Source organism: Ruegeria sp. C2 (assembly GCF_056537765.1).
The window spans coordinates 1880164-1902564 of sequence record NZ_JBQFRZ010000001.1; the positions used below are offsets into that span (position 1 = coordinate 1880164).

Here is a 22401-nt window from a genome sequence, read left to right on the forward strand (position 1 = left end):
AAAAAGCGCTTTATTTACAAGCGACTGACTTTTAAACAAACGCGACATTTACAAGCCGCGCGGATCTAATGGTGTATCATATAGGCAGTTTTTCTTGCCAGATAAGGTGCGCTGTTTCTAACATCTGATGGCAAGCTAACGCCCGCCACTCTTTCTACGTCGCATCGAAGGAGGGCCGAACGGGCGCAACCGGGTAACGCGACGGGTTTCTCGAATGAATATCACGTTTCTTCTGAACGGAGAGACAGTGGAGTTGACCGACGTTGATCCGACGGCCACCCTACTGGACTGGCTGCGCGAGGATCGCAGCCTGACCGGCACCAAGGAAGGCTGCAACGAAGGCGATTGCGGTGCTTGCACCGTCATGGTGACGGATGACGATGGCCACAAGGCGCTGAACTCCTGCATCCTGTTCCTGCCTCAGCTACATGGCAAAGCCGTGCGCACCGTCGAAGGCGCGAGCGGCCCGAATGGCGAAGCTCACCCGGTTCAGCAAGCAATGGTAGACCTGCATGGCTCGCAATGCGGCTTCTGCACCCCCGGATTTGTCATGTCGATGGTTGCCGGTCACGCGAACGGCGCAACGGACCACGATACTCAGCTTGCCGGAAACCTGTGCCGCTGCACTGGCTATGCGCCCATTATCCGAGCCGCGAAAACCGCTGAGGAGCAACCTGTACCGGTCTGGGTCAATGACAAACCCGTCGCAAGCCCTGCCGCATCGCCGATGCTGCCGGGATCGTCCGACGAACTGGCGGCTGTCTATGCCGAGAACCCCGATGCCACTCTGGTTGCCGGGGCAACGGATGTAGGCCTGTGGGTCACCAAGCAGTTGCGTGATCTGGACCCAGTAGTCTTCCTCAATCGCTGCGAAGACCTGAAAGAGATCACCATCACCGACAACGAAATCCGTTTCGGCGCCATGGTCGATATGAACCGTATGGGGGAGGTGCTTGATGACCTGCATCCCTCTTACGCCGAAATGATCCGCCGCTACGCCAGCGTTCAGGTGCGCCATGCCGCGACCGTCGGTGGCAACATCGCCAATGGCTCGCCCATCGGGGACAACCCGCCCGCGCTGATCGCTTTGGACGCAACGCTGCATTTGCGCAAAGGCGACACGCGTCGGTCCCTGCCTTTGGAAGAGTTCTTCATCGACTACGGCAAGCAAGACCGCGCGCCCGGCGAATTTGTCGAGGCCGTCAGCTTCCCGCGTCAGGCAGACCGCCTGAAAACCTACAAACTCAGCAAACGGTTCGATCAGGACATTTCGGCCGTGTGCGGGTGTTTCAATATCACCGTTACGGACGGCACCGTCACGCAGGCACGTATCGCGTTCGGCGGCATGGCCGGCATCCCGAAACGGGCAACCCATGTCGAGGCCGCACTCATCGGCAAACCCTGGGCGCGCGAGACGATTGACGCCGCGCTGCCTGCCTTTGCCGACGATTATTCACCACTCACGGACATGCGCGCCTCGGCCACCTATCGTCTGGAAACCGCCAAAGCGATGCTCGAGAGGTATTTCTTCGAAGATCAGGGCGAGGTGACCAACGTATTGGAGGTGTCGGCATGAGCGTGACCAAACCCCTCCCCCACGATGCGGCCCCGCTGCATGTCTCAGGCTCGGCGCGTTATGTGGACGATATCCCGACGCCAAAGGGTTCTCTGCATCTGGCCTTTGGGCTGAGCCCGATAGCCAAGGGCAAGATCACATCGATCGACCTGTCGGCTGTGAAAGCGGCCGATGGCGTCGTCATGGTATTGACGGCGGAGGATTTGCCCTTCGCCAACGATGTCTCTCCGTCGATCCATGATGAGCCTCTGTTGTCAGACGGCACCATTCACTATATCGGTCAGCCTGTATTTCTGGTTGTCGCAACCAGCCATCTGGCCGCTCGCAAAGCCGCACGGCTTGGGAAGATCGACTATGCCGAGGAAACCCCGATCCTGACAGTCGAAGAGGCTCTGGCCGCTGACAGCCGGTTCGAAGATGGACCGCGCATCTATGCCAAAGGTGATGCAGATGCGGCCATCGCGGGCGCAACTCACGTTATCGAAGGGTCTTTCGAGCTTGGCGGGCAAGAGCATTTCTACCTCGAAGGTCAGGCTGCATTGGCCGTGCCGAATGAAGGCGCGGACATGTTGGTGCACAGTTCGACCCAACACCCGACCGAGATTCAGCACAAAGTAGCCGACGCTTTGGGTGTTCCCATGCACGCTGTCCGGGTTGAAACCCGCCGGATGGGCGGAGGTTTTGGCGGCAAGGAAAGCCAAGGCAACGCTCTGGCAGTGGCTTGTGCCATCGCCGCGCGTGCAACCGACAAGGCCTGCAAGATGCGCTACGACCGTGACGATGACATGATCATCACCGGCAAACGCCACGCGTTCCGCATTTCCTACAAGGCCGGGTTCGATGAGAACGGCCACATCCAGGGTGTCTCGTTCCACCACTACGCGATTTGCGGCTGGGCGCAGGACCTTTCTCTGCCTGTCGCCGACCGTGCGATGCTGCATTCGGACAATGCTTATCTGCTGCCCAATGCTCGGATCGAAAGCCACCGGCTGAAAACCAACACCCAATCCGCCACCGCTTATCGTGGGTTTGGCGGCCCTCAGGGCATGGTCGGGATCGAACGCGTGATGGATCACGCTGCGCATGCATTGGGGTTGGATCCGGTAGAGCTGCGCCGTCGCAACTATTATGAACCAGCGCACAAGGTTGCTGAGGCTGCGCTGGCAGAGAAACCACTGGGTCACCCCGACCCGCATGAAGACCTGACAAGCCGGGGCGCAGTTGAGATGGGCGACACCCCTGTGCGCCCCCTGCCCGCAGGCGGCAACACCACGCCCTACGGCATGGAGGTCAGCGATTTCGAACTGCACGGCATGACCGAAGCTCTGCTGAAATCCAGCGACTATGCCGCGCGCAAGGCAGCGATAGAAAAATGGAATGCCGAGAACAGCGTGATCAAGAAGGGTATCGCCTTTTCTCCGGTCAAATTCGGGATTTCCTTCACGCTGACCCATTTAAACCAAGCGGGCGCGTTAGTGCATGTCTATCAGGACGGCTCGGTCCACCTGAACCATGGCGGCACCGAGATGGGGCAGGGTCTGTTCCAGAAGGTCGCTCAAGTCGCAGCGTCCCGCTTTGGCATTCCGCTGGAAATGGTGAAGATCACTGCCACAGATACCGCCAAGGTGCCGAACACCTCTGCCACGGCAGCGTCTTCGGGCAGTGACCTGAACGGTATGGCAGTGAAAGCCGCCTGCGACACGATCCGCGACCGGATGGCTGACTATCTGGCCGAGCGGCACCAAGCCGATCCGTCAACTGTTACCTTCTCGGACGGCCACGTTTCGGTCGGCGAAGAACGCTATACCTTCGCCGAAGCTGCTGCGTTGGCCTATCAGGGTCGTATCAGCCTGTCGGCAACCGGGTTCTACAGAACACCCAAAATCGAATGGGACCGGATCGCGGGACGCGGTCGTCCGTTCTTCTACTTCGCCTACGGAGCCTCAATCACCGAGGTCGCCGTAGATACGCTAACTGGCGAGAACCGCATTCTGCGCACTGATATCCTGCATGACGCGGGTGCCTCATTGAACCCGGCGCTGGATATCGGGCAGGTCGAAGGTGGATACGTTCAAGGCGCGGGCTGGCTGACGACCGAGGAGCTGGTCTGGGACGGCAAGGGCAATCTGCGCACGCACGCGCCCTCGACCTACAAAATCCCGGCCTGCTCGGACCGACCTGACATCTTCAACGTTGCACTTTGGGACGGCGAGAACCGCGAGGACACGATCTATCGTTCCAAAGCCGTCGGAGAGCCGCCGTTCATGCTGGGCATATCGGCGTGGCTGGCGTTGTCGAATGCGGTTGCAGCCTGCGGCGACAGCTACCCGGCGCTGAATGCTCCTGCCACGGCCGAGGAAGTCTGGCACGGCGTCCAAAGGATGAAGGGAGGCATCTGATGGGATTTGATCGAGAGGCTTTGAGGGAGGCGGTCAAAACCCACGGGAAAGTCACCCGGGTGGTCATTGCTGCGATCAAGGGGTCATCCCCGCGCGAAGTCGGCGCTGCAATGCTGGTTTGGGAACACGGGCAAAGCGGCACAATTGGTGGTGGGTCACTGGAATTTCAGGCGGCAGAGATCGCGCGGAAACAAACAGCCCAATCCCGCCTGACCCACCACGCGCTCGGTCCTGATATGGGGCAATGTTGCGGTGGAGTGGTTTCGCTGTTCAGCGAAGTCTTTGATCTAAAGGCGGTTGCAGCGCTCGACGACACGATCATAGTGCGGTCTGCCTCGGAAGGCGAAATGCCTCTGTCCGTGAAAAGGTTGCTGGCAACTGAGCGCGGTCAGGGGATTGCGCCCGAACCGCAACTGATCGACGGCTGGATGGTTGAGCCGGTCCACAAGCCAACCCGGAACCTATGGATATGGGGCGCAGGCCATGTCGGACGGGCACTGGTGGATGTTCTGTCCCCCTTGCCCGACATTGCGATCACCTGGGTCGACACCGGACCTGAGCGCTTCCCAGCCTTGGTCCCAACTGGTGTCACTACAGTTCCAGCTGCCAAACCGACCGAGCTGGTTCGCCATGCACCGGTCGATGCCGAGCACCTTGTGCTTACTTATTCACACAATCTGGATCTGGAATTGTGCAACCGGCTGCTTTTGCACGATTTCCGCTTTGCGGGGCTGATCGGCTCAGCTACGAAATGGGCGCGATTCCGGTCGCGGCTGGCAGCCCTTGGGCATTCGCCCGAGCGGATCAGCCGGATCACTTGTCCAATCGGCGATCCCGGCTTGGGCAAACACCCGCAAATGATCGCCGTCGGTGTCGCCGCGCAACTGTTGCGTCCGGCCCGACAAACCGAGTTGAAGAAGGACCTGAGCGCGTGACCACTCCACTTTTGAGCTTGCAAGGGCTGACCAAGGCCTATCCCGGCGTCGTGGCCAATGATCAGGTGTCTTTTGACATCGGCGAAGGCGAGGTTCACGCCTTGCTAGGCGAAAACGGCGCGGGCAAATCCACGCTGGTGAAGATGATCTACGGATTAGTGAAACCCGACAGCGGCACGATGCTGCTGCGCGGCCAACCTTTTGCGCCGCCAGAACCGCGTGCGGCGCGCGGCGATGGGATCGCGATGGTGTTCCAGCACTTCTCGCTGTTTGACGCACTGAACGTGGCCGAGAACATCGCGCTGGGGATGGAGAACCCGCCCCCGATGGGTGACCTGGCCTCGCGTATCCGCGAAGTGTCCGAGACCTACGGCTTGCCTCTCGACCCCTACCGAACCGTTGGAGACCTGTCCGCAGGTGAACGCCAGCGGGTAGAGATCATCCGCTGCCTGCTACAGGACCCGAAGCTGTTGATCATGGACGAGCCAACCTCCGTTCTGACACCGCAGGAGGTTGATATCCTTTTTGAGACGCTGAACAAATTGCGCTCCGAAGGCACCTCGATCCTCTATATCTCGCATAAATTGGAAGAAATTCGCACCCTGTGTGACCACGCGACGATCCTGCGTCTGGGCAAGAATGTGGGCGAGTGTGTCCCGGCTGAGACCTCGGCGCGTGACATGGCCGAGATGATGGTGGGCTCGACCCTGCAGACACCGGAGCGATCGGGGCGTGAGTTCGGGGATGTTGCGCTGGATGTCAGTGGGTTGTCGGTGCCGTCGCCATCAGAGTTCGGTACGGCGCTGAAGAATATCCACATGACCGTCCGCAAGGGCGAGGTTCTGGGCATTGGTGGCGTCGCTGGGAACGGCCAGGACGAACTGCTGGGTGTGCTGTCAGGTGAAATTCAGACGGCCGCCGACGCGATCAAATTCAACGGTCAGCGTATTGGTAAACTCGGCCCGACTGCCAGGCGGAAACTAGGCGTGCTGACCGCGCCCGAAGAACGGCTGGGTCACGCGGCGGCGCCGGATATGAGCCTGACCGAAAACGCCCTGCTGACCGGTTCGGTCCGCGAAGGGCTTGAGAGTAACGGCTTCCTTAAATGGACCGAAACAAAGAGCTTTGCTGAGAAGATCATCAGCGCTTTTGACGTCCGGACGCCGGGCCCTGAGAACGCGGCGCGCTCGCTGTCGGGAGGGAACCTGCAGAAGTTCGTGATCGGTCGCGAAGTGTTGCAGAACCCGGATGTTCTGGTGGTGAACCAGCCGACATGGGGCGTGGATGCGGCGGCTGCGGCCTCGATCCGGCAGGCCATTCTGGATCTGGCGGCCAAGGGAACTGCGGTCATCTGCATCTCGCAAGACCTCGATGAGCTGATGGAAATCTCGGACAGCTTTGCTGCACTGAATGAAGGACGACTAAGCGCCCCGCGCGAAACCACGGGCCTGACCGTTGACGAGATCGGGCTGATGATGGGCGGTGCGCATGGCATGGAGGTGGCCCATGTCTAAACAGTTAAAAGAAAAGAGAAACACGGGGGTATGAGCAGATGATTGTGTTGGAGAAACGGCCTCAGCCGTCCAAGGCGTGGTCTTATTCCACCCCATTGGTCGCGGTGCTGGCAACGATGGTTTTTGGCGGCATCCTGTTCGCCATTCTGGGCAAGAACCCGGTCGAGGCCATCGGCACCATTTTCTGGGAACCGCTGTTTGGTGAGTTCGCGTTCTATTACCGCCCGCAATTGCTGGTTAAAGGCGCGCCGCTGGTGCTGATCGCCATCGGTCTGTCGCTGGGCTTCCGCGCCGGTATTTGGAATATCGGGGCCGAGGGGCAGTACATCATGGGTGCCATCTTTGGCGCCGGTGCTGGTCTGGCCTTCTACCCTCTGGATGCGTTCTACATCTTTCCGATCATGGTGATTGCGGGCGCGTTTGGCGGCTGGCTGTGGGCGATGATCCCGGCCTTCCTGAAGGTGCGCTTTGGCACCAATGAAATCCTTGTGTCGCTGATGCTGGTCTATGTGGCCGAACAGATGCTGGCCTCGGTTTCGCTGGGTCTGTTGAAAAACCCCGAAGGGTTCGGCTTTCCGGGCTCGCGTAATCTGCAGTCCTATGACAGCGCTCATAATGCCGAGCTGATTGCAGGGTCAGGGATGCACTGGGGTGTCGTCACTGCCTTGATCGCTGTGATCTTTGCCTATGTGCTGCTGAACCGGCACATGCTGGGCTTCCACATCCGCCTTACCGGGGAGGCGCCTCGGGCCGCGAAGTTCGCCGGTGTGAACCCTGCCCGTCTGATCCTGTTCTGTCTGGGTCTGTCCGGCGCGCTGGCAGGTCTAGCAGGAATGTTCGAAGTCTCGGGCCCCTCAGGCGTGGTCAGCATCGACTTTAACGTCGGCTATGGCTTTACCGCGATTATCGTGGCCTTCCTGGGTCGCCTGCATCCGGTGGGTATCCTTCTGGCCGGTGGCTTGATGGCGCTGACCTATATCGGCGGTGAAATCGCGCAATCGCAGCTGGGTCTGCCTGCCGCTGCCATTCAGGTGTTTCAGGGTATGCTTCTGTTCTTCCTGCTGGCTTTCGATCTTCTGACAAACTACCGCATCCGTGCGGCCCGTAGCGAGGTAGCGTAATATGGACCTTGGTGAAATTAACCCCGTCCTTCTGGTCGCCTCGCTGATGGTGGCCGCAACCCCCCTGCTGCTGGCCGCGATCGGAGAGCTGGTCGTCGAAAAGGCAGGCGTCCTGAACCTCGGCGTCGAAGGCATGATGATCGTTGGTGCGATCAGCGGCTTTGCGATCTCGGTCGAAACCGGCTCACCCTGGTTGGGCTTTATCGCGGCTGCCATAGGCGGTGCGGTTCTGTCGCTACTGTTCGTATTGCTGACGCAGGTGGCATTGGCCAACCAAGTGGCAAGTGGCCTTGCCTTGACCCTCTTCGGCCTCGGCTTCAGCGCCCTGATGGGCCAGAGCTATGTGGGCGTCAAACCCCCGGACATGGCCGATATCCATATCCCGGTGATCAGCGATATCCCGGTGATCGGCCCGATCCTGTTCCAACATGACCCGATCCTCTATGTCGGCATCGCGTTGACGGCCGCCGTCTGGGCCACGCTGAAATACACCCGTGTCGGTCTGATCCTGCGCGCGGTGGGCGAAAACCACGATGCAGCACATGCGCTTGGGTACAAAGTCATCAAAATCCGCATCATGGCGATCCTGTTCGGTGGCGCCTGCGCGGGCCTTGGCGGGGCTTACATCAGCCTGATCCGCGTCCCCCAATGGACCGAAGGTATGACCGCCGGCGTTGGCTGGATCGCTCTTGCGCTGGTGGTATTCGCCAGCTGGAAACCATGGCGGGCCTTGCTGGGCGCCTATTTGTTCGGCGGCATCACCGTGTTGCAGCTTAATTTACAGGCAGCGGGCGTTGCCATTCCTGTCGAGTATCTGGCAATGTCGCCCTATATCATCACGATCCTTGTGCTTGTGATCCTTTCGGCCGACAAGAGCAGCGCACCTGCCGCATTGGGCCGGACCTTCCATGCCTCACACTAGGGGCTAATTAAACCAACTTGGGGAGTAACACATGAAATTCACTACACTTCTGGCAAGCGCCGCCATGGCGCTGGGTCTGGCCTCGGGGGCCATGGCTCAGGACAAGACCAAGGTCGGTTTCGTCTATGTCGGCCCGGTGGGCGACGGCGGCTGGACCTATGAACACAACAAAGGCCGTCTGGCCGTAGAGGAAGAGTTTGGCGACAAGGTTGAAACCGTCTTCGTCGAATCCGTTCCCGAAGGTCCGGACGCCGAACGCGTCATGACCCAGATGGCGCTGGAAGGTGCTGATCTGATCTTCACCACCTCGTTCGGTTACATGGACCCGACGATCAACGTGGCCAAGAAATTCCCGAACGTGAAGTTCGAGCACGCGACCGGTTACAAGACCGCCGACAACGTCTCGGTCTACTCGGCCCGTTTCTACGAAGGTCGCGCCGTTCAGGGCCACATCGCGGGTAAGATGACCAAATCGAACATCATCGGTTACATCGGCTCCTACCCGATCCCCGAAGTGATCCGCGGCATCAACTCGGCTTATATCCACGCCAAGAAGGTGAACCCGGATGTCGAATTCAAGATCGTCTGGGCCTACACTTGGTTCGACCCGGCGAAAGAGGCCGATGCCGCCACCGTTCTGATCGAACAGGGCGCGGACGTGATCCTGCAACACACCGACTCGACCGCGCCACAGGCGGCTGCGCAAGAGGCGGGCAACGTCGTTACCTTCGGTCAGGCCTCGGACATGAGCGAATACGCTCCGTTCCCGCGCGTCAGCTCGATCATCGACAACTGGGCGCCTTACTACATCGCGCGCACCCAAGCGGTGATGGATGGCTCGTGGGAGACCGTGAACACTTGGGACGGCATCCGCGAAGGCATGGTTGAGATCGGCGAGATTTCAGATGCGGTTCCCGCCGACGTCAAGGAAGAAGCGCTGGCGATGAAGGCCTCCATGGCTGCGGGTGAGTACCACCCCTTCACCGGACCGCTGAAAAAGCAGGATGGCAGCGACTGGCTGGCTGAGGGCGAAGTGGCCGATGACGGCACACTTGCGGGCATGAACTTCTACGTCGAAGGGCTGGAAGGCGAAATTCCGCAGTAAGGTCACGATAACCTGACTACCAAAAGGCCCGCACATCAGGCGGGCCTTTTTCTGTTTCAGATTACCGGATCACCCCGCGTGATCAAAAGCGGCGCGAAGCAGCGGGCGGTATTCCGGCAAAGCCAGATTCGACAAATCACAGGCTTGCTGCAAGCTGAACCACTCCAGATGCGAATGCTCATGGTTGTTGATAACGGGTCCCCCGCCCTGCCATTTCTGGACCAGAAAAAACCGATAAACCGGCGGCGTTTCGGCATTGACCCCGGTATCGACGATTTGATCGAAATAGCGGGGTTCGATGGGTGAAATGGCGATTTCCTCGTTCAGTTCACGGGTAAGAGCCTGCTCAGGCGTTTCACCGTTTTCGATTTTTCCACCAATGAAATCCCAGCAATTCGGATAGGACGCCCGAAAATGCGCGCGCCGCCCGAGCAGCACTTTTTAGTCCTGCACGATAATGGCGCACGCATATTCGGAAGAGCGGTTGGGACCGGTCATGTAGCTTACCTCAATGCCTTGTCTCAGCAAAAAGCTGGAACCGGTTTATTCCTGCTCAATGCCCGCTCAGAACCAGCGTGTTCACTGGCATCAGGATCAACCGCAACCGCAGGCCCGCTGCATGAACGACGCCAATCGTATCCACCACATGCAGGAATGACTTTTTCCAGAAACCCAGATCCTCATGCTCTAACCGTTCGTGATTGTCGGTATAGACGTTCGCCAAACAATTGCTGCCCGGCGGCACATCCTCGGCCATGTTCTTATATAGCGGCTCAAGATAGACAAGGATCGAACCCGGGTTGGTGTTGCTCTGCACGTCCCGCAGCTCATCCGTGGGGCGGATCTGGCCTGAGGGGATCACATCCTGCACCTCGACCACCACGACGGGGATCACAGTGAAGGGTTTGGTCATGCAGCCCAGCTCTCCGATCATGCCGGGTTTGATGACCTGTGCGGACAACTGGTTGAACGCGGCCTGAAACCGGTTGTGACCCGAGTTGGATGGCACAAGAATACCTGCAGGGCGCAAAAGCGGACTGACATAATCGCCGACCTGCAGACCGAATTGTTCGACCCGACCGGTCACACCGGCACTGACAACGGTTTTTTCGAGCTCCGTAAGCGCCGCATCCAGCTGCGCGTCGGCACTGGCCAATTGGGCCGGAATCAGCTCTTCGATCTGTTGCACGACGGCGGCGCGTTGCGAGACTGCAGCATTGACCTGTGCTTCGCGCTCGGCAACCAGATTTTCAAGCCGGTCGATTTCAGCCAGACGTACAGCGCTGGATCCTTCGTCGCGCAGGGTTGTGTTACGTTCCAGGTCTTCCAGCGCCTGATCAAGCGCCGCACGCGCCCCCGCGATCCCGGCCTCGGCCTCGGCCAGATCGGTCTGGGCCACTTTCAATGAGGCCTGAACCTGTGCGATCTGCGCATTGGCGGCCTCAACCTGAGCGGTCTGGGCGAAATCCTCGATCCGGAAGATCGGTTGACCGGCGGTGACCTGTTCATTGTTGCGCACATAAACCTCGGACACGCGCCCACCCAGTTGCGGCAGGATCGTCACGGTGCGGAAATAGGACGCCGCTGTTTTGCTGGACGGGTGGAAGTAAAACAGCGTTGTAATCACAGTCAGCGCCAGAATAGCACAGGTCGTGAGGCCCCAGCGCAGCTCATACCACATGGTGAACAGGGTGATCTCATGCCCGATCCGCTTGCCTTGCACAAAACGACGGAACAGATAGTCGGGAAGCACGGTAATCAGTGCGCACAGCATTGTCTCAATCATGGTTCAATGCCCCTGCACTTCTGGGTTGCTTGGTTCTGGCTCGGGCTCCGGAGCCGATGTCTGCCCCGGCGCCAACGAACGGATCGCGTCAGCAATCGAGCGCAATGGCGCTGCAAAGTCGGGAAACTGGAAGCCTGCGACAAGTACCGCAGCAACCCAGAAAATGCCGTTATGCGTGAACAGAGCCAGAAGCGCTAGAATCCCAACCAGTTGGAATTGCGGATGATTTGTCTCATGCGCCATTTTTTCCGGAATCGAATGCAGGGTAAAATACGCCACGCCGATCAGAACAACCATAGCAACGGTGAAGATCAGCATGAAGGTAAAAAGATAATCACTGCCATCTGCCTGCGTGACATAAGCGGGGATATGGCCCGTTGCCATTGGATGAAGGTCTGCCATGTCCACGTTGTCTCCAAATCTTCTGATATGTGCACTAAAACCAGTCTGGAAGCGTGCGATCAAGTGTCCGATACCTTGAACTTGCGTCTTTTCGGGCGACGATGCCCATGCAATGGTCCGCTCAGACTCAAATACAACCCGTTCGGTTCGGGATATCCGGATCAGAAAGGCGCGAATGATCGATTTTCTAGTGATCGGAGGCGGTATTGCCGGTCTCAGCACCGCTGCACGCTTATCCGCACATGGTGAAGTAATCGTTCTCGAAGCTGAGGACGCGTTGGGCTACCATACGTCAGGCCGATCTGCCGCCCTGTTCGAACAGGAGTATGGGCCGGATTCGGTTGTGGCGCTGTCCAAAGCCAGCGCCGCCTATTTTGAGGACAACGATTATCTCACCCCGCGCGGATTGATGCTGGTAGCGGCAAAGCATCAACAGGATCAATTTGAGAAAGACGTAACTGACCTTGGCGTTCAGCCGATAGATTTGGAGGAGGCGCTGCAGCGCATTCCGATCCTGAATCTTGCGTCGGTGGGATTTACCGCGCTCAGCAATAGCGCTCGGGATGTCGACACAGATCGTGTCTTGCAGGACTTCGCGCGCAGAATCCGAGCGGGCGGAGGCAAAGTCCTCACCCGTCAGAAGGTGACGCGCATTCGCAAGTCCGGACACTGGACCGTCGAGGCGCAAGATACGTTCGAGGCACGTCAGATCGTAAACGCGGCAGGCGCCTGGGTGGATGAGGTCGCGCTGATGGCCGGAATTGAGCCAATCGGGATCAGTCCGTGCCGCAGATCAATGGCACGTATTCCTGCGCCTGGTGGTCACGATGTTCGCAACTGGCCCATGATGCTGGGTGCTGGGGAAAGCTGGTATGCCAAACCGGATGCAGGAAAGCTCCTGGTCTCACCTGCCGAGGCGGATCCGACCACGCCCCACGATGCCTATGCAGACGATATGGTATTGGCCGAAGGTCTGGCCCGCTATGAAGCAATGGTGACTGAGCCCGTCACACGTCTGGAAAGCAACTGGGCCGGTTTGCGCAGCTTTGCCCCGGACGGCACGCTGGTTCTGGGGCCCGACCCTGCGGATCGGTCATTCATCTGGTCTGCCGCTCAGGGCGGCTATGGCTTTCAGACAGCGCCCGGGGCTTCACAACTGGTTAGCGATCTGGTGTCAGGTTCTACACCGACGATTGATCCCGATGCAGTTGCGGCGTTGAAACCCGAAAGGCTCCGCCGATGAGCAAGCGTAAGTTACCCTCGAACGCCAGCGTCGCCAACGAAGGGGATGGTGGCAGATTGGTCGCCCCTGCAGCCAGTCGGAATTCCGACGTCCTGTGCGATTTGCTAGATCGCGTTGCCCCCCAATCGGGTGATGCGCTGGAGCTTGCAAGCGGAACGGGTCAGCATGTTCTTGCCTTTGCCCAGCGCCTGCCCGGCCTGAACTGGCAACCCAGTGAAATCTCAGCAGAACGCCGGGCCAGTATCAGCGCCTATTCTGCGGGATTGGCCAATGTTGCGCCTCCGGTTCATCTGGACGCGACTGTCCTTGGTTGGAGTCAGAGTTTCGACCAGAAAGACCTTATCGTTCTGATCAATCTTCTGCATCTGATCAGCTGGGCCGAGGTAACGGCTTTGGTATCCGAAGCAGCTTTGACCTTGCGACCCAAAGGGCGTCTGGTTCTTTATGGGCCTTTTATGCGCGCAGGCGCGCTGACAAGTGATGGCGACAAACGTTTCCATGACGCTCTGATCCAGCAAGACCCGGATATCGGCTACAAGGACGACACCCAAATGCAGGAACTTCTGCGCGCCAACGGGCTTGAGTTGCTGGAAATCGCCGAGATGCCAGCGAACAATCTTGCCTTCGTCGCAAAAAAACCGGCGAACTGATCAAGATCAAAGTCGAGTTTGTTGCTCCGCTTCATATGCTATTTTTGATATGTATGAAGAGGAGCTTTGCTATGACCTGGCAAAACGCGCTGGATGAAACCCGCAAGGGCTTGCGTAACTTGAACAGCACCATCCCAGATACCGCACGTGCTTTTGGCGCATTGGGGAAATCGGTCAAGGAAGGCGGTACGCTGGATTATAAAACCAAGGAATTCATCGCCTTGGGTATGTCCATAGCCGTACGCTGTGAACCCTGCATTTCCCTGCACACCGAAGCTTTGATCAAGGCTGGTGCCTCACGCGAAGAAGTGTCGGATGTTTTGGCTATGGCCATCCAAATGGGGGGCGGACCGTCGATGATGTATGCCGCCAAGGCCTTGGACTGTTTCGACGAGCTGTCCGGCAGCTAACTCCGTCACCTTGCCCCTGACGGATCGAGATCTGCTGCACGTTTCACACAGACAACGCCAGACAACGATGGAGAAAATGAAATGAGACCAATCTTTGCCGCTCTCATCGCGACTTTTTCAGCAGGTACCGCATTTGCGGCCAGCCATGCGGATGAGGGGCTGGAACATTTCTTCGAAAGTTGGGATCTGAACAGTGACGGGGTTATCAGTCTGCCAGAGGCGACCGAGCAGCGCGAAGGCATTTTTTATATGTTCGATGCTGACGAGAATGGTGTTCTCGACACCGCAGAATATGACCTATTCGACACAACCCGCGCCGCCGCGACTGAAACCGGAGCTGAGCGCAGTAAGGCCATGCAGGCAGTCGATACGCTGAAACGTGAATTCAACGACTCGAACCAGGACGGGCAGATCAGCCATGACGAGTTCATCACCGGAACTGACATCTGGTTGAAAGCGCTGGATCGCAACAAGGATGGGCACGTCAGCTTGGCCGATTTCCAGCAATCCTGACAAAAAAGGCCCCGGCCAGAACCGGGGCCTTTTGATTTATCCATCCTTGCGGATGACCTCATTCTTCGGATCGTAAGGGCTGTCGCAGGTAACAACTGCATCCCAAAGTTTGTCCTGCATTTTGACCTGCAGCTTGGTGCCTTCGACCGCCAGTTCGGGCTTCACATAACCCATACCGATGGATTTCTCGAAGGCGACCGAGTAACCGCCCGAAGTCAGACGGCCGACGCGCTCTCCCTCCGGCGTATAGAGCACCTCGCGACCCCACGGATCGGCATCGTCCGGGCCATCAATCAGCAGAGTGCAGCATTTCACACGCACGCCGGTCTCTTCCAGCTTGGCCTTGCCGTGGAAGTCCTTCGACAGATCAACAAACCGCGGCAAATCGGCTTCCAGCGGAGTCGCGTCGCGGCCCAGCTCGGTGCCGAAGGCGCGATAGGATTTCTCCTGGCGCAGCCAGTTTTGGGCGCGTGCACCGACCAGCTTCATACCGTGCTTCTCACCGGCTTTTTCCAGCAGGTCGAACAGGTAGTTCTGCATCTCGATCGGGTGGTGCAGTTCCCAACCCAGCTCGCCGGTATAGGCCACACGGATCGCATTGACAGGGCACATACCCAGCTCGATCTGACGAGCCGACAGCCACGGGAAGCGCTTGTTGGACAGAGCGGTTTCCGGATCGGCGTCCTTGATGACCTCTTTCAGAACGTCACGCGACTTGGGTCCGGCGATGGCGAACACGCCCCACTGGGTAGTCACGTCCTGGATCTCGATATAGCCGAACTCATCCATCTTGTCCTCGGCCGCCTTGCGCAGGAAGTCGGCGTCGTACTCGGTCCAGGCACCGGCAGAGACGATGTAGTAGTTGTTCTCGCCATTGCGGACGATGGTGTACTCGGTGCGGGTGGTCCCGTGCGAGGTCAGTGCATAAGTCAGGTTAATGCGACCGACCTTGGGCAGCTTGTTGCAGGTGAACCAGTCCAGGAACTGAGTCGCACCGGGGCCTTTGACGACGTGCTTGGTAAAGGCGGTCGCGTCGATCAGGCCAACGCCTTCGCGGATCGCTTTGGCCTCATCAACAGCATGTTGCCACCAACCGCCACGGCGGAACGAGCGGGCCTCTTTGTCGAAGTTTTCCGGTGCGTCCAGCGGGCCGAAATAGTTCGGGCGTTCCCAGCCGTTGACCCAGCCGAATTGCGCGCCGCGTGCTTTCTGGCGGTCATACGCCGGTGCGGTGCGCAGCGGACGGCAAGCTTCACGCTCTTCGTCGGGGTGGTGCAGGATGTAAACGTGCTCATAGCACTCTTCATTCTTGCGCGCCGCGAATTCGGTGGTCATCCAGTTGCTGCTGTAGCGTTTGGGGTCCAGCGAAGCCATGTCGATCTCGGCTTCGCCATCGACCATCATCTGCGCCAGATAGTAGCCGGTGCCGCCTGCCGCGGTGATCCCGAACGAGAAACCTTCGGCCAGCCACATATTGCGCAGGCCCGGAGCCGGACCAACCAGCGGGTTGCCATCGGGGGTATAGCAGATCGGGCCGTTGAAATCGTCTTTCAGGCCGGATTCGGCACAGGACGGTACACGTTCGGCCATTGCCATGTATTGATCCGCGATCCGGTCTAGATCCAGCGGGAACAAGTCAGCGCGGAAGCTGTCAGGCACGCCATGTTCAAAGCGCGCTGGTGCGCCGTGCTCGTAGATGCCCAGAATCCAGCCACCACGTTCTTCACGTGCGTAGGATTCGTTGTCAGCGTCGCGGACAACGGGGTGTTCCGGGTTGCCCGCCTCGCGCCATTTGACTAGCTCGGGGTCTTTGTCCATGACGATGAAAGTGTGCTCGACCGGGATCGCAGGCATCTTGATGCCCAACATCTTGGCAGTGCGCTGGGCGTGGTTACCCGAAGCGGTCACGACATGCTCGGCGGTGATCACCACCTGCTCGTCGCTTTCGACAAGGTTACCGCCCTTTTCAACCATCTTGGTGCAGGTGACTTCCCAATGGGTACCGTTCCAGTGGAAGGCGTCGGCCTGCAGTTTGCGGACGATCTCGACACCGCGCTGCCGGGCCCCTTTGGCCATCGCCTGGGTCACATCGGCCGGGTTAATGTAACCGTCTTCGGTGTGGTAGATCGCGCCCTTCAGGTCGCCGGTTTCGATCAGCGGCCAACGTTCCTTGATCTGCTCGGGGGTCAGCCATTCATAGGCAACATCACAGGTTTCAGCTGTCGACGCATAGAGCATGTATTCGTCCATACGCTCCTGCGTCTGTGCCATGCGGAGGTTGCCCACCACGGCAAAACCTGCATTCAGACCGGTTTCTTCCTCAAGCGTCTTGTAGAAATCGACCGAGTATTTGTGAATATGAGTGGTCGCATAGGACATGTTGAACAGCGGCAACAGGCCAGCGGCGTGCCATGTTGATCCGGACGTCAGTTCGTCCCGTTCGATCAACATCACGTCGTCCCAGCCCGCTTTGGCCAGGTGATAGGCGATCGAGGTCCCGACGGCGCCGCCGCCAACGACCAGTGCTTTGACTTGGGTTTTCATAGCCGGGTGTCTCCCCTTGAATTCAGTTGACACCATATGGCGCATTTGCGCGCCCCGGCGCGACATTCATCCGACCAGTGATATAAGAAAAACGACCCACGCGATGAGCCGGGTCGTTTTTGTGTCTTATGAAGGGTCGCTATCCGCCGCCGAGAGTGCAGTGCTTGAATGCGCCCTTGGTCAGGCAATCGCTGCTTGTACCTGATCCGCCTTTGTTTACACGGACCACAGTTTCCTTGTCAGAATCGGATTTGCCAAAAGCCGACATCAAACCGCTCAGAAACCCGCCACCGGTGGCCTCGGGTTCAGCCTCCTCCGAAGCGGAATCTCCACTGAATTTGGCAAACAGCTTTCCAAAGACATTCCCGCCGCCTGTCTCAGCCTTCTGAATTTCGCCATCCAGGATATCCGCCAGCCCCTTGCGATATCCAACCTGAACCAGGTCTTCTGACGATTCGATTCTATTTGCCGTGAGGTCGAAAGCATCGTTAGGCAAGCCATATTGGCTGGCCAGTGTGTTGGCCATCAACGAAAGCTCATCAATGTTTTCAAGCCGCAACCGCGCCAGTTCATTGCGCAGTTTGACGAATTCCTTGCGCAATGCAGCCATCTCGGCCGCCACATCGCCCTCGCGTTCCGGATCGGATTTCGACCCGTTGCCGACACCGGGCACCGGTTGACTGAGCAAAGCGTTCAATTCGTCATAATCCAACTGCTCCAGAAACCCGCGCAGCTTCGGCGCGGGCGCATCTGAATAGATTTGCAGACGGATTTCTTCCCCCAGACCAATGGTCGCCTTATAGATATCAAACCCGGGGTCAGCTTCCAAATCCGTGATCCCGGCGGTGACCATCGACCAGAATGACCGATCATCTACGGTGATCACACTGTATCTGTTTTGCGCAAACTGAAAATATGCCACGCCGCCTATGATGCCGAACGGCGTGTAATCCCGCGCACCCGTGCCCAACCCTTCCATGGACATGGCGATGTTACCAGCCAAGGTGTTGGACTTTGCGTTTGCTCTGAACCGCATCTGAAGCCAAACGGTATGAACGCCGTTTTCGTAAACTGCACTGGTCCGATCAAGCTTGATGGCCAGTTGTTCGACTTCTTGAACCGCGAGTTTCTTGGCGAGCGGTCGGGCGGCCTCGCTTATGTTATCCTGCAGAACCCCCTCGCGAGCATCACGAGCATAGTCAGCATCGGCGATAGCGCGACGGACCCAACCGTCAGCCGATGCGGGGAGATGGCCTCTGGGACCTTCTTTCCAACGTTTCTGCCGCTCACGCTCAATTTCTTCAGCAGCGAGTTCGGCCTGATACAAGTTGAACCGTTGATTGATGGTGTCCACATACCCGCCAAACGACAATCTGCCTTCGGTTTTCTTGTCCTGTTGGAAATAGTCCAGACCTGCAACAACTATGACGGCGATCAACAGGAATCCGATGAACCGCAATACACCCATGAATAACCTCGGAATCAAATACTGCTTTTGCCCGAACCACTCACATAAAATTGAGGCGTTGTTATGACCAACCCTCGTAAGTGGGGTCAGAGAATCTTGCCGGGATTCATGATGTTATCGGGATCCAGTGCTGATTTGATCGCGGACATGTAGCCCGTCGCTGCGCCAAGTTCCTTGACCAGATAGGGGCGTTTGCCCTGCCCGATCCCGTGCTCTCCGGTGCAGGTGCCGTCCATCGAGATCGCCAGATCGTTCAGCCAACCGACGAAAGTATCGGCAGCAGACACTTCTTTCGGGCTGTCCATTTCAAGCAGCACCAAAGTGTGAAAGTTGCCGTCACCGACATGACCAACGATCGGAGCCTGCAAGCCAAGTTCCTCCGCCTTGCCCTGAGCCGCCGTCACACATTCGGCCAGTCGCGAAATCGGAACGCAGACATCAGTTGAAATACCGCTCGCCCCCGGGCGCAATTGCAGACAGGCCCAGTACATATCGTGCCGCGCCTGCCAAAGCTTGTTGCGTTCTTCTGTCGTCGAGGTCGAGGCGAAATCCGTGCCACCGAAATCCTCGGCGATCTGACCGAAGCTGTCGGCCTGTTCCGCGGCACCACTGTCTGATCCGTGGAACTCAAGCAACAGCAGTGGGGTTTCAGGCAGGTCTAGCCCGGAATAGGCATTGGCGGCACGTACAGACATCTGGTCCAGTAGTTCAATACGAGCCACAGGTATGCCGTACTGGATGGTCATCATCACCGCCTGACAAGCCGCATCCACGGTCGGGAAAGAACAACGGGCCGAGCTGATCGCCTCGGGAATGCCCTGCAGGCGCAGAGTGATCTCGGTGATGATCCCCAGTGTCCCTTCAGCCCCAATCAACAGGCGCGTCAGGTCATATCCCGCCGAAGACTTACGTGCCCTGTGGCCTGTGCGAATGACCTGCCCGTCGGGCATTACCGCCTCAAGACTCAGCACGTTATCCTTCATCGTCCCATAACGCACCGCGTTTGTACCCGAGGCTCGGGTGGCCGCCATCCCGCCCAGCGAAGCATTGGCGCCCGGATCGATAGGAAAGAACAGTCCCTGATCACGCAGATATGTGTTCAGGTCGGCACGGGTCACGCCGGGTTGTACGGTGCAATCCAGATCGCCCGCATTGACCGACAGAATTCTGTTCATCTGGCTCAGATCAACCGACACTCCACCTGCAGGCGCGTTCACATGCCCTTCAAGAGAGGTGCCCGTGCCAAACGGGATCACCGGCACCTTATGCGCGGCACAGGTTCGGACAATCTCGGCCACTTCTTCGGTGGATTGCGGAAATACTACTGCATCGGGGCTCTGGTTCTCGATCCATGTGGTTGTGTGGCCGTGCTGTTCGCGGATCGCCGCTCCGGTTTGCAATCGATCCCCGAAGCGTTGCTTCAATATCCCCAACGCCGTCTCGATCCCGGCCTCGTTGCGTGGCAAAGTGGATGCCTGCACCATCATGTTCCCCTTTGCGCCTGAGGCTTACAGCATTGCGGGCACGACCTGATCTGGCGGACGGTGACCATCCTCGAAGGTCTTGATGTTGATGATCACCTTCTCACCCATCTCGATCCGCCCTTCCAGAGTTGCCGAGCCCATATGCGGCAGCAACACCACGTTGGGCAGTTGCCGCAGTCGCGGGTTCACATCGGTGCCGTGCTCATACACGTCCAATCCGGCCCCAGCGATTTCACCCGCACGGATCATGCGGGTCAGGGCGTTTTCGTCGATCACCTCGCCACGCGAGGTGTTCACGATCACCGCCGAAGGTTTCATCAGCTTCAGCCGCCGCGCGTTCATCAGGTGGAAAGTCGAAGGAGTCGATGGGCAGTTGATCGAGATGACGTCCATCCGGGCAACCATCTGATCCAGACTGTCCCAATAGGTTGCTTCAAGCTCCTGCTCGATCTCAGGGCGCAGGCGGCGGCGGTTATGGTAATGCACCTGCATCCCGAATGCGCTAGCTCGCCGGGCAACGGCCTGCCCGATCCGACCCATGCCGAGAATCCCCAGGCGGCGGCCACCGACTCGGCCGCCAAGCAAAGCTGTTGGTGCCCAGCCCTCCCAATCGCCTTTTTGCATCACGCTCAGCCCCTCCGGGATGCGTCGCGTTACAGAAAGGATCAGCGTCATCGTCATGTCCGCTGTATCATCAGTCAGCACTCCGGGCGTATTCGAGACCAGAATGCCGCGCTGCCGGGCGGTTGCCACATCGATATTGTCGACACCGGCTCCATAATTCGCAATCAGGCGCAAATTTTCGCCCGCTTGGCCCAGAATGCCTCCGTCGATTGTGTCGGTGATGGTCGGTACCAGCACATCGGCCTCTTTCACCGCCGCAACCAGCTGATCGCGTGTCATCGGCGAGTCATCGTCGCGCAACCGCACATCGAACAGTTCACTCAACCGGGTTTCCACTGCTTCGGGCAATCGTCGCGTAACGACAACACTCAGACGTTCTCTTGGCACCTCAGCCCTCCTACCGCTTTGCAAATCGCCGCGCGCCATGGCATCGTGGCGCAGGATGACACGGGGCACAAGAACCCCTTGGGCATAGACCCGAGCTTTTTTAGAAACACGGTCAACAGGCAATAAGAGCAGGCAGGCAGTGAGTGCGAGGTTTTCAGTGAAACGCCGTGTGATGACGGTGATTACCGCATTTGTTTTTGCGTTTGTCACCAACGCTGTGTCCGCGCAGGACAAACGCGGCCCGGTCACGAATCTGCCGCTGCCACGCTATGTCTCGATGAAAGCTGCCGAGGGTAATGTCCGCCGTGGCCCATCCCTGACCCACCGAATCGACTGGGTATTCAAACGCCGCGGCATGCCGCTGCAGATCACCGCAGAATACGGAAACTGGCGGAAGGTACAGGACCGCGACGGTGCTGGAGGCTGGGTTCATTATGCCCTGTTGTCAGGGGTGCGGACAGTCCTGGTTGAATCGGACTTGCTGCCTGTCTACGCAACACCGGACCCTAATTCACAGGTTAATGCCCAATTCGAAACAGGCGTAGTGGCGCGGCTGGGAACCTGCACCCCCGACTGGTGCCGTATTTCTGCCGGGGGGTTTCGTGGGTGGACGCTCAAAAGCAATCTTTGGGGCGTTGATGCTGCCGAAATCCGCGAATAGCTATTCCGCAGTCTCACCCCCGCCACGCTGAGCCAGCTCCTGATCCAGAAGCAGCAGATTCCAGCGATCCGTACCTGCCGCCTTCACCTTATCGAGAATGGAGGTAAACAAGTCCTCTTCCTCAATCTGTTCGGCCAAAAACCAGTTCAACATGTTTTGTGTGCTATATTCCTTTTCAGCCTGAGCCAATTCGAACAAAGCGTTGATCTGTCCCGTCACAGTCTGTTCCTGCGATAAGGCCTGCTCCAGCACGTCGACCGGCGACGCATAATCCGAGTGCGGTTTCGCAATCCCTTCCAACTCAATTCGCGCGCCTCGCTTGGCGACAAAATCGAAGATCCGCATCGCGTGCGTTTCCTCTTCGGCCGAATGGCCCCGGAACCAACTGGCAAATCCTGGCAAATCCTGAGCCTCGAAATAAGCCGACATTGCAAGATAGCTGTAGGAAGCGTTCAACTCATTATTGATCTGCTTGTTCAGCGCCTCGGCGACTTTTGGGTTCAGATTCATCGCGTGCTCCTTCCAACTCAGTGGCGTGTGGTTGGAAGATAGTATCAAGGATCGATATCCTCAATGGCGAGGCTTCTTGTTTTATAATAATAAACAATACCTTAGAATCTTCATTCTGTAGCTGAGTTTCACCTGCAACTGCATCGG

Annotated in this window: 20 protein-coding genes; 12 read left to right on the forward strand and 8 right to left on the reverse strand. The window is 58.2% G+C overall.

Annotation, left to right across the window (positions count from 1 at the left end):
* Window positions 1-214: 214 nt before the first annotated feature.
* The 7 genes from xdhA to ACR0IV_RS09480 are packed head-to-tail and all read left to right on the forward strand — an operon-like array spanning window position 215 to window position 9572.
* Window positions 215-1576 (forward strand): xanthine dehydrogenase small subunit, encoded by a 1362-nt coding sequence (gene xdhA / locus ACR0IV_RS09450; RefSeq protein WP_480656901.1) that lies wholly within the window; start codon window positions 215-217, stop codon window positions 1574-1576.
* Window positions 1573-3975, forward strand: coding sequence for a xanthine dehydrogenase molybdopterin binding subunit (gene xdhB / locus ACR0IV_RS09455; protein WP_480656900.1), 2403 nt, complete (start codon window positions 1573-1575; stop codon window positions 3973-3975). The genes xdhA and xdhB overlap by 4 nt, the downstream gene beginning before the upstream one ends.
* The gene (xdhC, locus tag ACR0IV_RS09460; protein ID WP_480656899.1) at window positions 3975-4910 is read left to right on the forward strand and encodes a xanthine dehydrogenase accessory protein XdhC; all 936 of its coding nucleotides are present in this window, start codon (window positions 3975-3977) and stop codon (window positions 4908-4910) included. The genes xdhB and xdhC overlap by 1 nt, the downstream gene beginning before the upstream one ends.
* Window positions 4907-6424 (forward strand): ABC transporter ATP-binding protein, encoded by a 1518-nt coding sequence (locus ACR0IV_RS09465; protein WP_480468835.1) that lies wholly within the window; start codon window positions 4907-4909, stop codon window positions 6422-6424. The genes xdhC and ACR0IV_RS09465 overlap by 4 nt, the downstream gene beginning before the upstream one ends.
* Window positions 6425-6462: 38 nt before the next feature.
* Window positions 6463-7545, forward strand: a complete 1083-nt coding sequence (locus ACR0IV_RS09470) for an ABC transporter permease (RefSeq protein WP_480468834.1) — start codon at window positions 6463-6465, stop codon at window positions 7543-7545.
* A gap of 1 nt (window position 7546) precedes the next feature.
* Window positions 7547-8467: an ABC transporter permease gene (locus ACR0IV_RS09475; RefSeq protein ID WP_170686863.1), complete on the forward strand. Its 921-nt coding sequence runs from the start codon at window positions 7547-7549 to the stop codon at window positions 8465-8467.
* Between the two features lie 31 nt (window positions 8468-8498).
* A complete protein-coding gene (locus tag ACR0IV_RS09480; protein ID WP_480468832.1) occupies window positions 8499-9572 on the forward strand; it encodes a BMP family ABC transporter substrate-binding protein in 1074 nt (357 codons plus the stop codon).
* Between the two features lie 69 nt (window positions 9573-9641).
* Here the strand turns inward: ACR0IV_RS09480 and ACR0IV_RS09485 are convergent, their stop codons facing one another.
* From ACR0IV_RS09485 to ACR0IV_RS09495, 3 genes are all read right to left on the reverse strand, one after another.
* Window positions 9642-10010, reverse strand: a complete 369-nt coding sequence (locus ACR0IV_RS09485; RefSeq protein WP_480656898.1) for an NUDIX hydrolase — start codon at window positions 10008-10010, stop codon at window positions 9642-9644.
* Window positions 10011-10125: 115 nt separating this feature from the next.
* Window positions 10126-11358 (reverse strand): HlyD family secretion protein, encoded by a 1233-nt coding sequence (locus ACR0IV_RS09490; RefSeq protein WP_480656897.1) that lies wholly within the window; start codon window positions 11356-11358, stop codon window positions 10126-10128.
* A gap of 3 nt (window positions 11359-11361) precedes the next feature.
* On the reverse strand, window positions 11362-11766 hold the full coding sequence (locus ACR0IV_RS09495) for a hypothetical protein (protein ID WP_480692684.1): 405 nt from the start codon (window positions 11764-11766) through the stop codon (window positions 11362-11364).
* Between the two features lie 169 nt (window positions 11767-11935).
* Between ACR0IV_RS09495 and ACR0IV_RS09500 the strand changes: the two genes are divergently transcribed.
* The 4 genes from ACR0IV_RS09500 (at window position 11936) to ACR0IV_RS09515 (ending at window position 14576) form a co-directional block, all read left to right on the forward strand.
* A complete protein-coding gene (locus ACR0IV_RS09500) occupies window positions 11936-13003 on the forward strand; it encodes an NAD(P)/FAD-dependent oxidoreductase (protein ID WP_480656896.1) in 1068 nt (355 codons plus the stop codon).
* Window positions 13000-13653, forward strand: a complete 654-nt coding sequence (locus tag ACR0IV_RS09505) for a DUF938 domain-containing protein (protein ID WP_480656894.1) — start codon at window positions 13000-13002, stop codon at window positions 13651-13653. The genes ACR0IV_RS09500 and ACR0IV_RS09505 overlap by 4 nt, the downstream gene beginning before the upstream one ends.
* 71 nt (window positions 13654-13724) lie before the next feature.
* Window positions 13725-14063, forward strand: a complete 339-nt coding sequence (locus ACR0IV_RS09510) for a carboxymuconolactone decarboxylase family protein (RefSeq protein WP_480656893.1) — start codon at window positions 13725-13727, stop codon at window positions 14061-14063.
* 81 nt (window positions 14064-14144) lie between these two features.
* Entirely contained in the window at window positions 14145-14576 is a 432-nt protein-coding gene (locus tag ACR0IV_RS09515; RefSeq protein WP_480656892.1) for an EF-hand domain-containing protein, read from the forward strand.
* Between the two features lie 36 nt (window positions 14577-14612).
* Here ACR0IV_RS09515 and ACR0IV_RS09520 read toward each other — a convergent pair whose 3' ends face one another.
* From ACR0IV_RS09520 to ACR0IV_RS09535, 4 genes are all read right to left on the reverse strand, one after another.
* A complete protein-coding gene (locus ACR0IV_RS09520; RefSeq protein ID WP_480656891.1) occupies window positions 14613-17120 on the reverse strand; it encodes a GcvT family protein in 2508 nt (835 codons plus the stop codon).
* Window positions 17121-17259: 139 nt separating this feature from the next.
* The gene (locus ACR0IV_RS09525) at window positions 17260-18588 is read right to left on the reverse strand and encodes a cupredoxin domain-containing protein (RefSeq protein ID WP_480468823.1); all 1329 of its coding nucleotides are present in this window, start codon (window positions 18586-18588) and stop codon (window positions 17260-17262) included.
* A gap of 86 nt (window positions 18589-18674) precedes the next feature.
* Window positions 18675-20072, reverse strand: a complete 1398-nt coding sequence (locus tag ACR0IV_RS09530; RefSeq protein WP_480468822.1) for an FAD-binding oxidoreductase — start codon at window positions 20070-20072, stop codon at window positions 18675-18677.
* Between the two features lie 24 nt (window positions 20073-20096).
* A complete protein-coding gene (locus tag ACR0IV_RS09535) occupies window positions 20097-21083 on the reverse strand; it encodes a 2-hydroxyacid dehydrogenase (RefSeq protein WP_480485047.1) in 987 nt (328 codons plus the stop codon).
* Between the two features lie 172 nt (window positions 21084-21255).
* Here ACR0IV_RS09535 and ACR0IV_RS09540 point away from each other — a divergent pair, with 172 nt between their 5' ends.
* Complete coding sequence (locus tag ACR0IV_RS09540; RefSeq protein ID WP_480656890.1) at window positions 21256-21744, forward strand: SH3 domain-containing protein; 489 nt, start codon at window positions 21256-21258, stop codon at window positions 21742-21744.
* Here the strand turns inward: ACR0IV_RS09540 and ACR0IV_RS09545 are convergent, their stop codons facing one another.
* On the reverse strand, window positions 21745-22254 hold the full coding sequence (locus tag ACR0IV_RS09545; protein WP_480656889.1) for a ferritin: 510 nt from the start codon (window positions 22252-22254) through the stop codon (window positions 21745-21747).
* Window positions 22255-22401 lie beyond the last annotated feature (147 nt).

Bases quoted from the DNA above. Each gene is read 5' to 3' on its own strand.
- ACR0IV_RS09515 (WP_480656892.1), top strand. From the start codon at position 14,145: ATGAGACCAATCTTTGCCGCTCTCATCGCGACTTTTTCAGCAGGTACC.
- ACR0IV_RS09490 (WP_480656897.1), bottom strand. From the start codon at position 11,358: ATGATTGAGACAATGCTGTGCGCACTGATTACCGTGCTTCCCGACTAT.
- ACR0IV_RS09510 (WP_480656893.1), top strand. From the start codon at position 13,725: ATGACCTGGCAAAACGCGCTGGATGAAACCCGCAAGGGCTTGCGTAAC.
- xdhA (WP_480656901.1), top strand. From the start codon at position 215: ATGAATATCACGTTTCTTCTGAACGGAGAGACAGTGGAGTTGACCGAC.
- ACR0IV_RS09520 (WP_480656891.1), bottom strand. From the start codon at position 17,120: ATGAAAACCCAAGTCAAAGCACTGGTCGTTGGCGGCGGCGCCGTCGGG.
- xdhB (WP_480656900.1), top strand. From the start codon at position 1,573: ATGAGCGTGACCAAACCCCTCCCCCACGATGCGGCCCCGCTGCATGTC.
- ACR0IV_RS09475 (WP_170686863.1), top strand. From the start codon at position 7,547: ATGGACCTTGGTGAAATTAACCCCGTCCTTCTGGTCGCCTCGCTGATG.
- ACR0IV_RS09500 (WP_480656896.1), top strand. From the start codon at position 11,936: ATGATCGATTTTCTAGTGATCGGAGGCGGTATTGCCGGTCTCAGCACC.
- ACR0IV_RS09525 (WP_480468823.1), bottom strand. From the start codon at position 18,588: ATGGGTGTATTGCGGTTCATCGGATTCCTGTTGATCGCCGTCATAGTT.
- xdhC (WP_480656899.1), top strand. From the start codon at position 3,975: ATGGGATTTGATCGAGAGGCTTTGAGGGAGGCGGTCAAAACCCACGGG.
- ACR0IV_RS09505 (WP_480656894.1), top strand. From the start codon at position 13,000: ATGAGCAAGCGTAAGTTACCCTCGAACGCCAGCGTCGCCAACGAAGGG.
- ACR0IV_RS09480 (WP_480468832.1), top strand. From the start codon at position 8,499: ATGAAATTCACTACACTTCTGGCAAGCGCCGCCATGGCGCTGGGTCTG.
- ACR0IV_RS09470 (WP_480468834.1), top strand. From the start codon at position 6,463: ATGATTGTGTTGGAGAAACGGCCTCAGCCGTCCAAGGCGTGGTCTTAT.
- ACR0IV_RS09540 (WP_480656890.1), top strand. From the start codon at position 21,256: ATGACGGTGATTACCGCATTTGTTTTTGCGTTTGTCACCAACGCTGTG.
- ACR0IV_RS09545 (WP_480656889.1), bottom strand. From the start codon at position 22,254: ATGAATCTGAACCCAAAAGTCGCCGAGGCGCTGAACAAGCAGATCAAT.
- ACR0IV_RS09530 (WP_480468822.1), bottom strand. From the start codon at position 20,072: ATGGTGCAGGCATCCACTTTGCCACGCAACGAGGCCGGGATCGAGACG.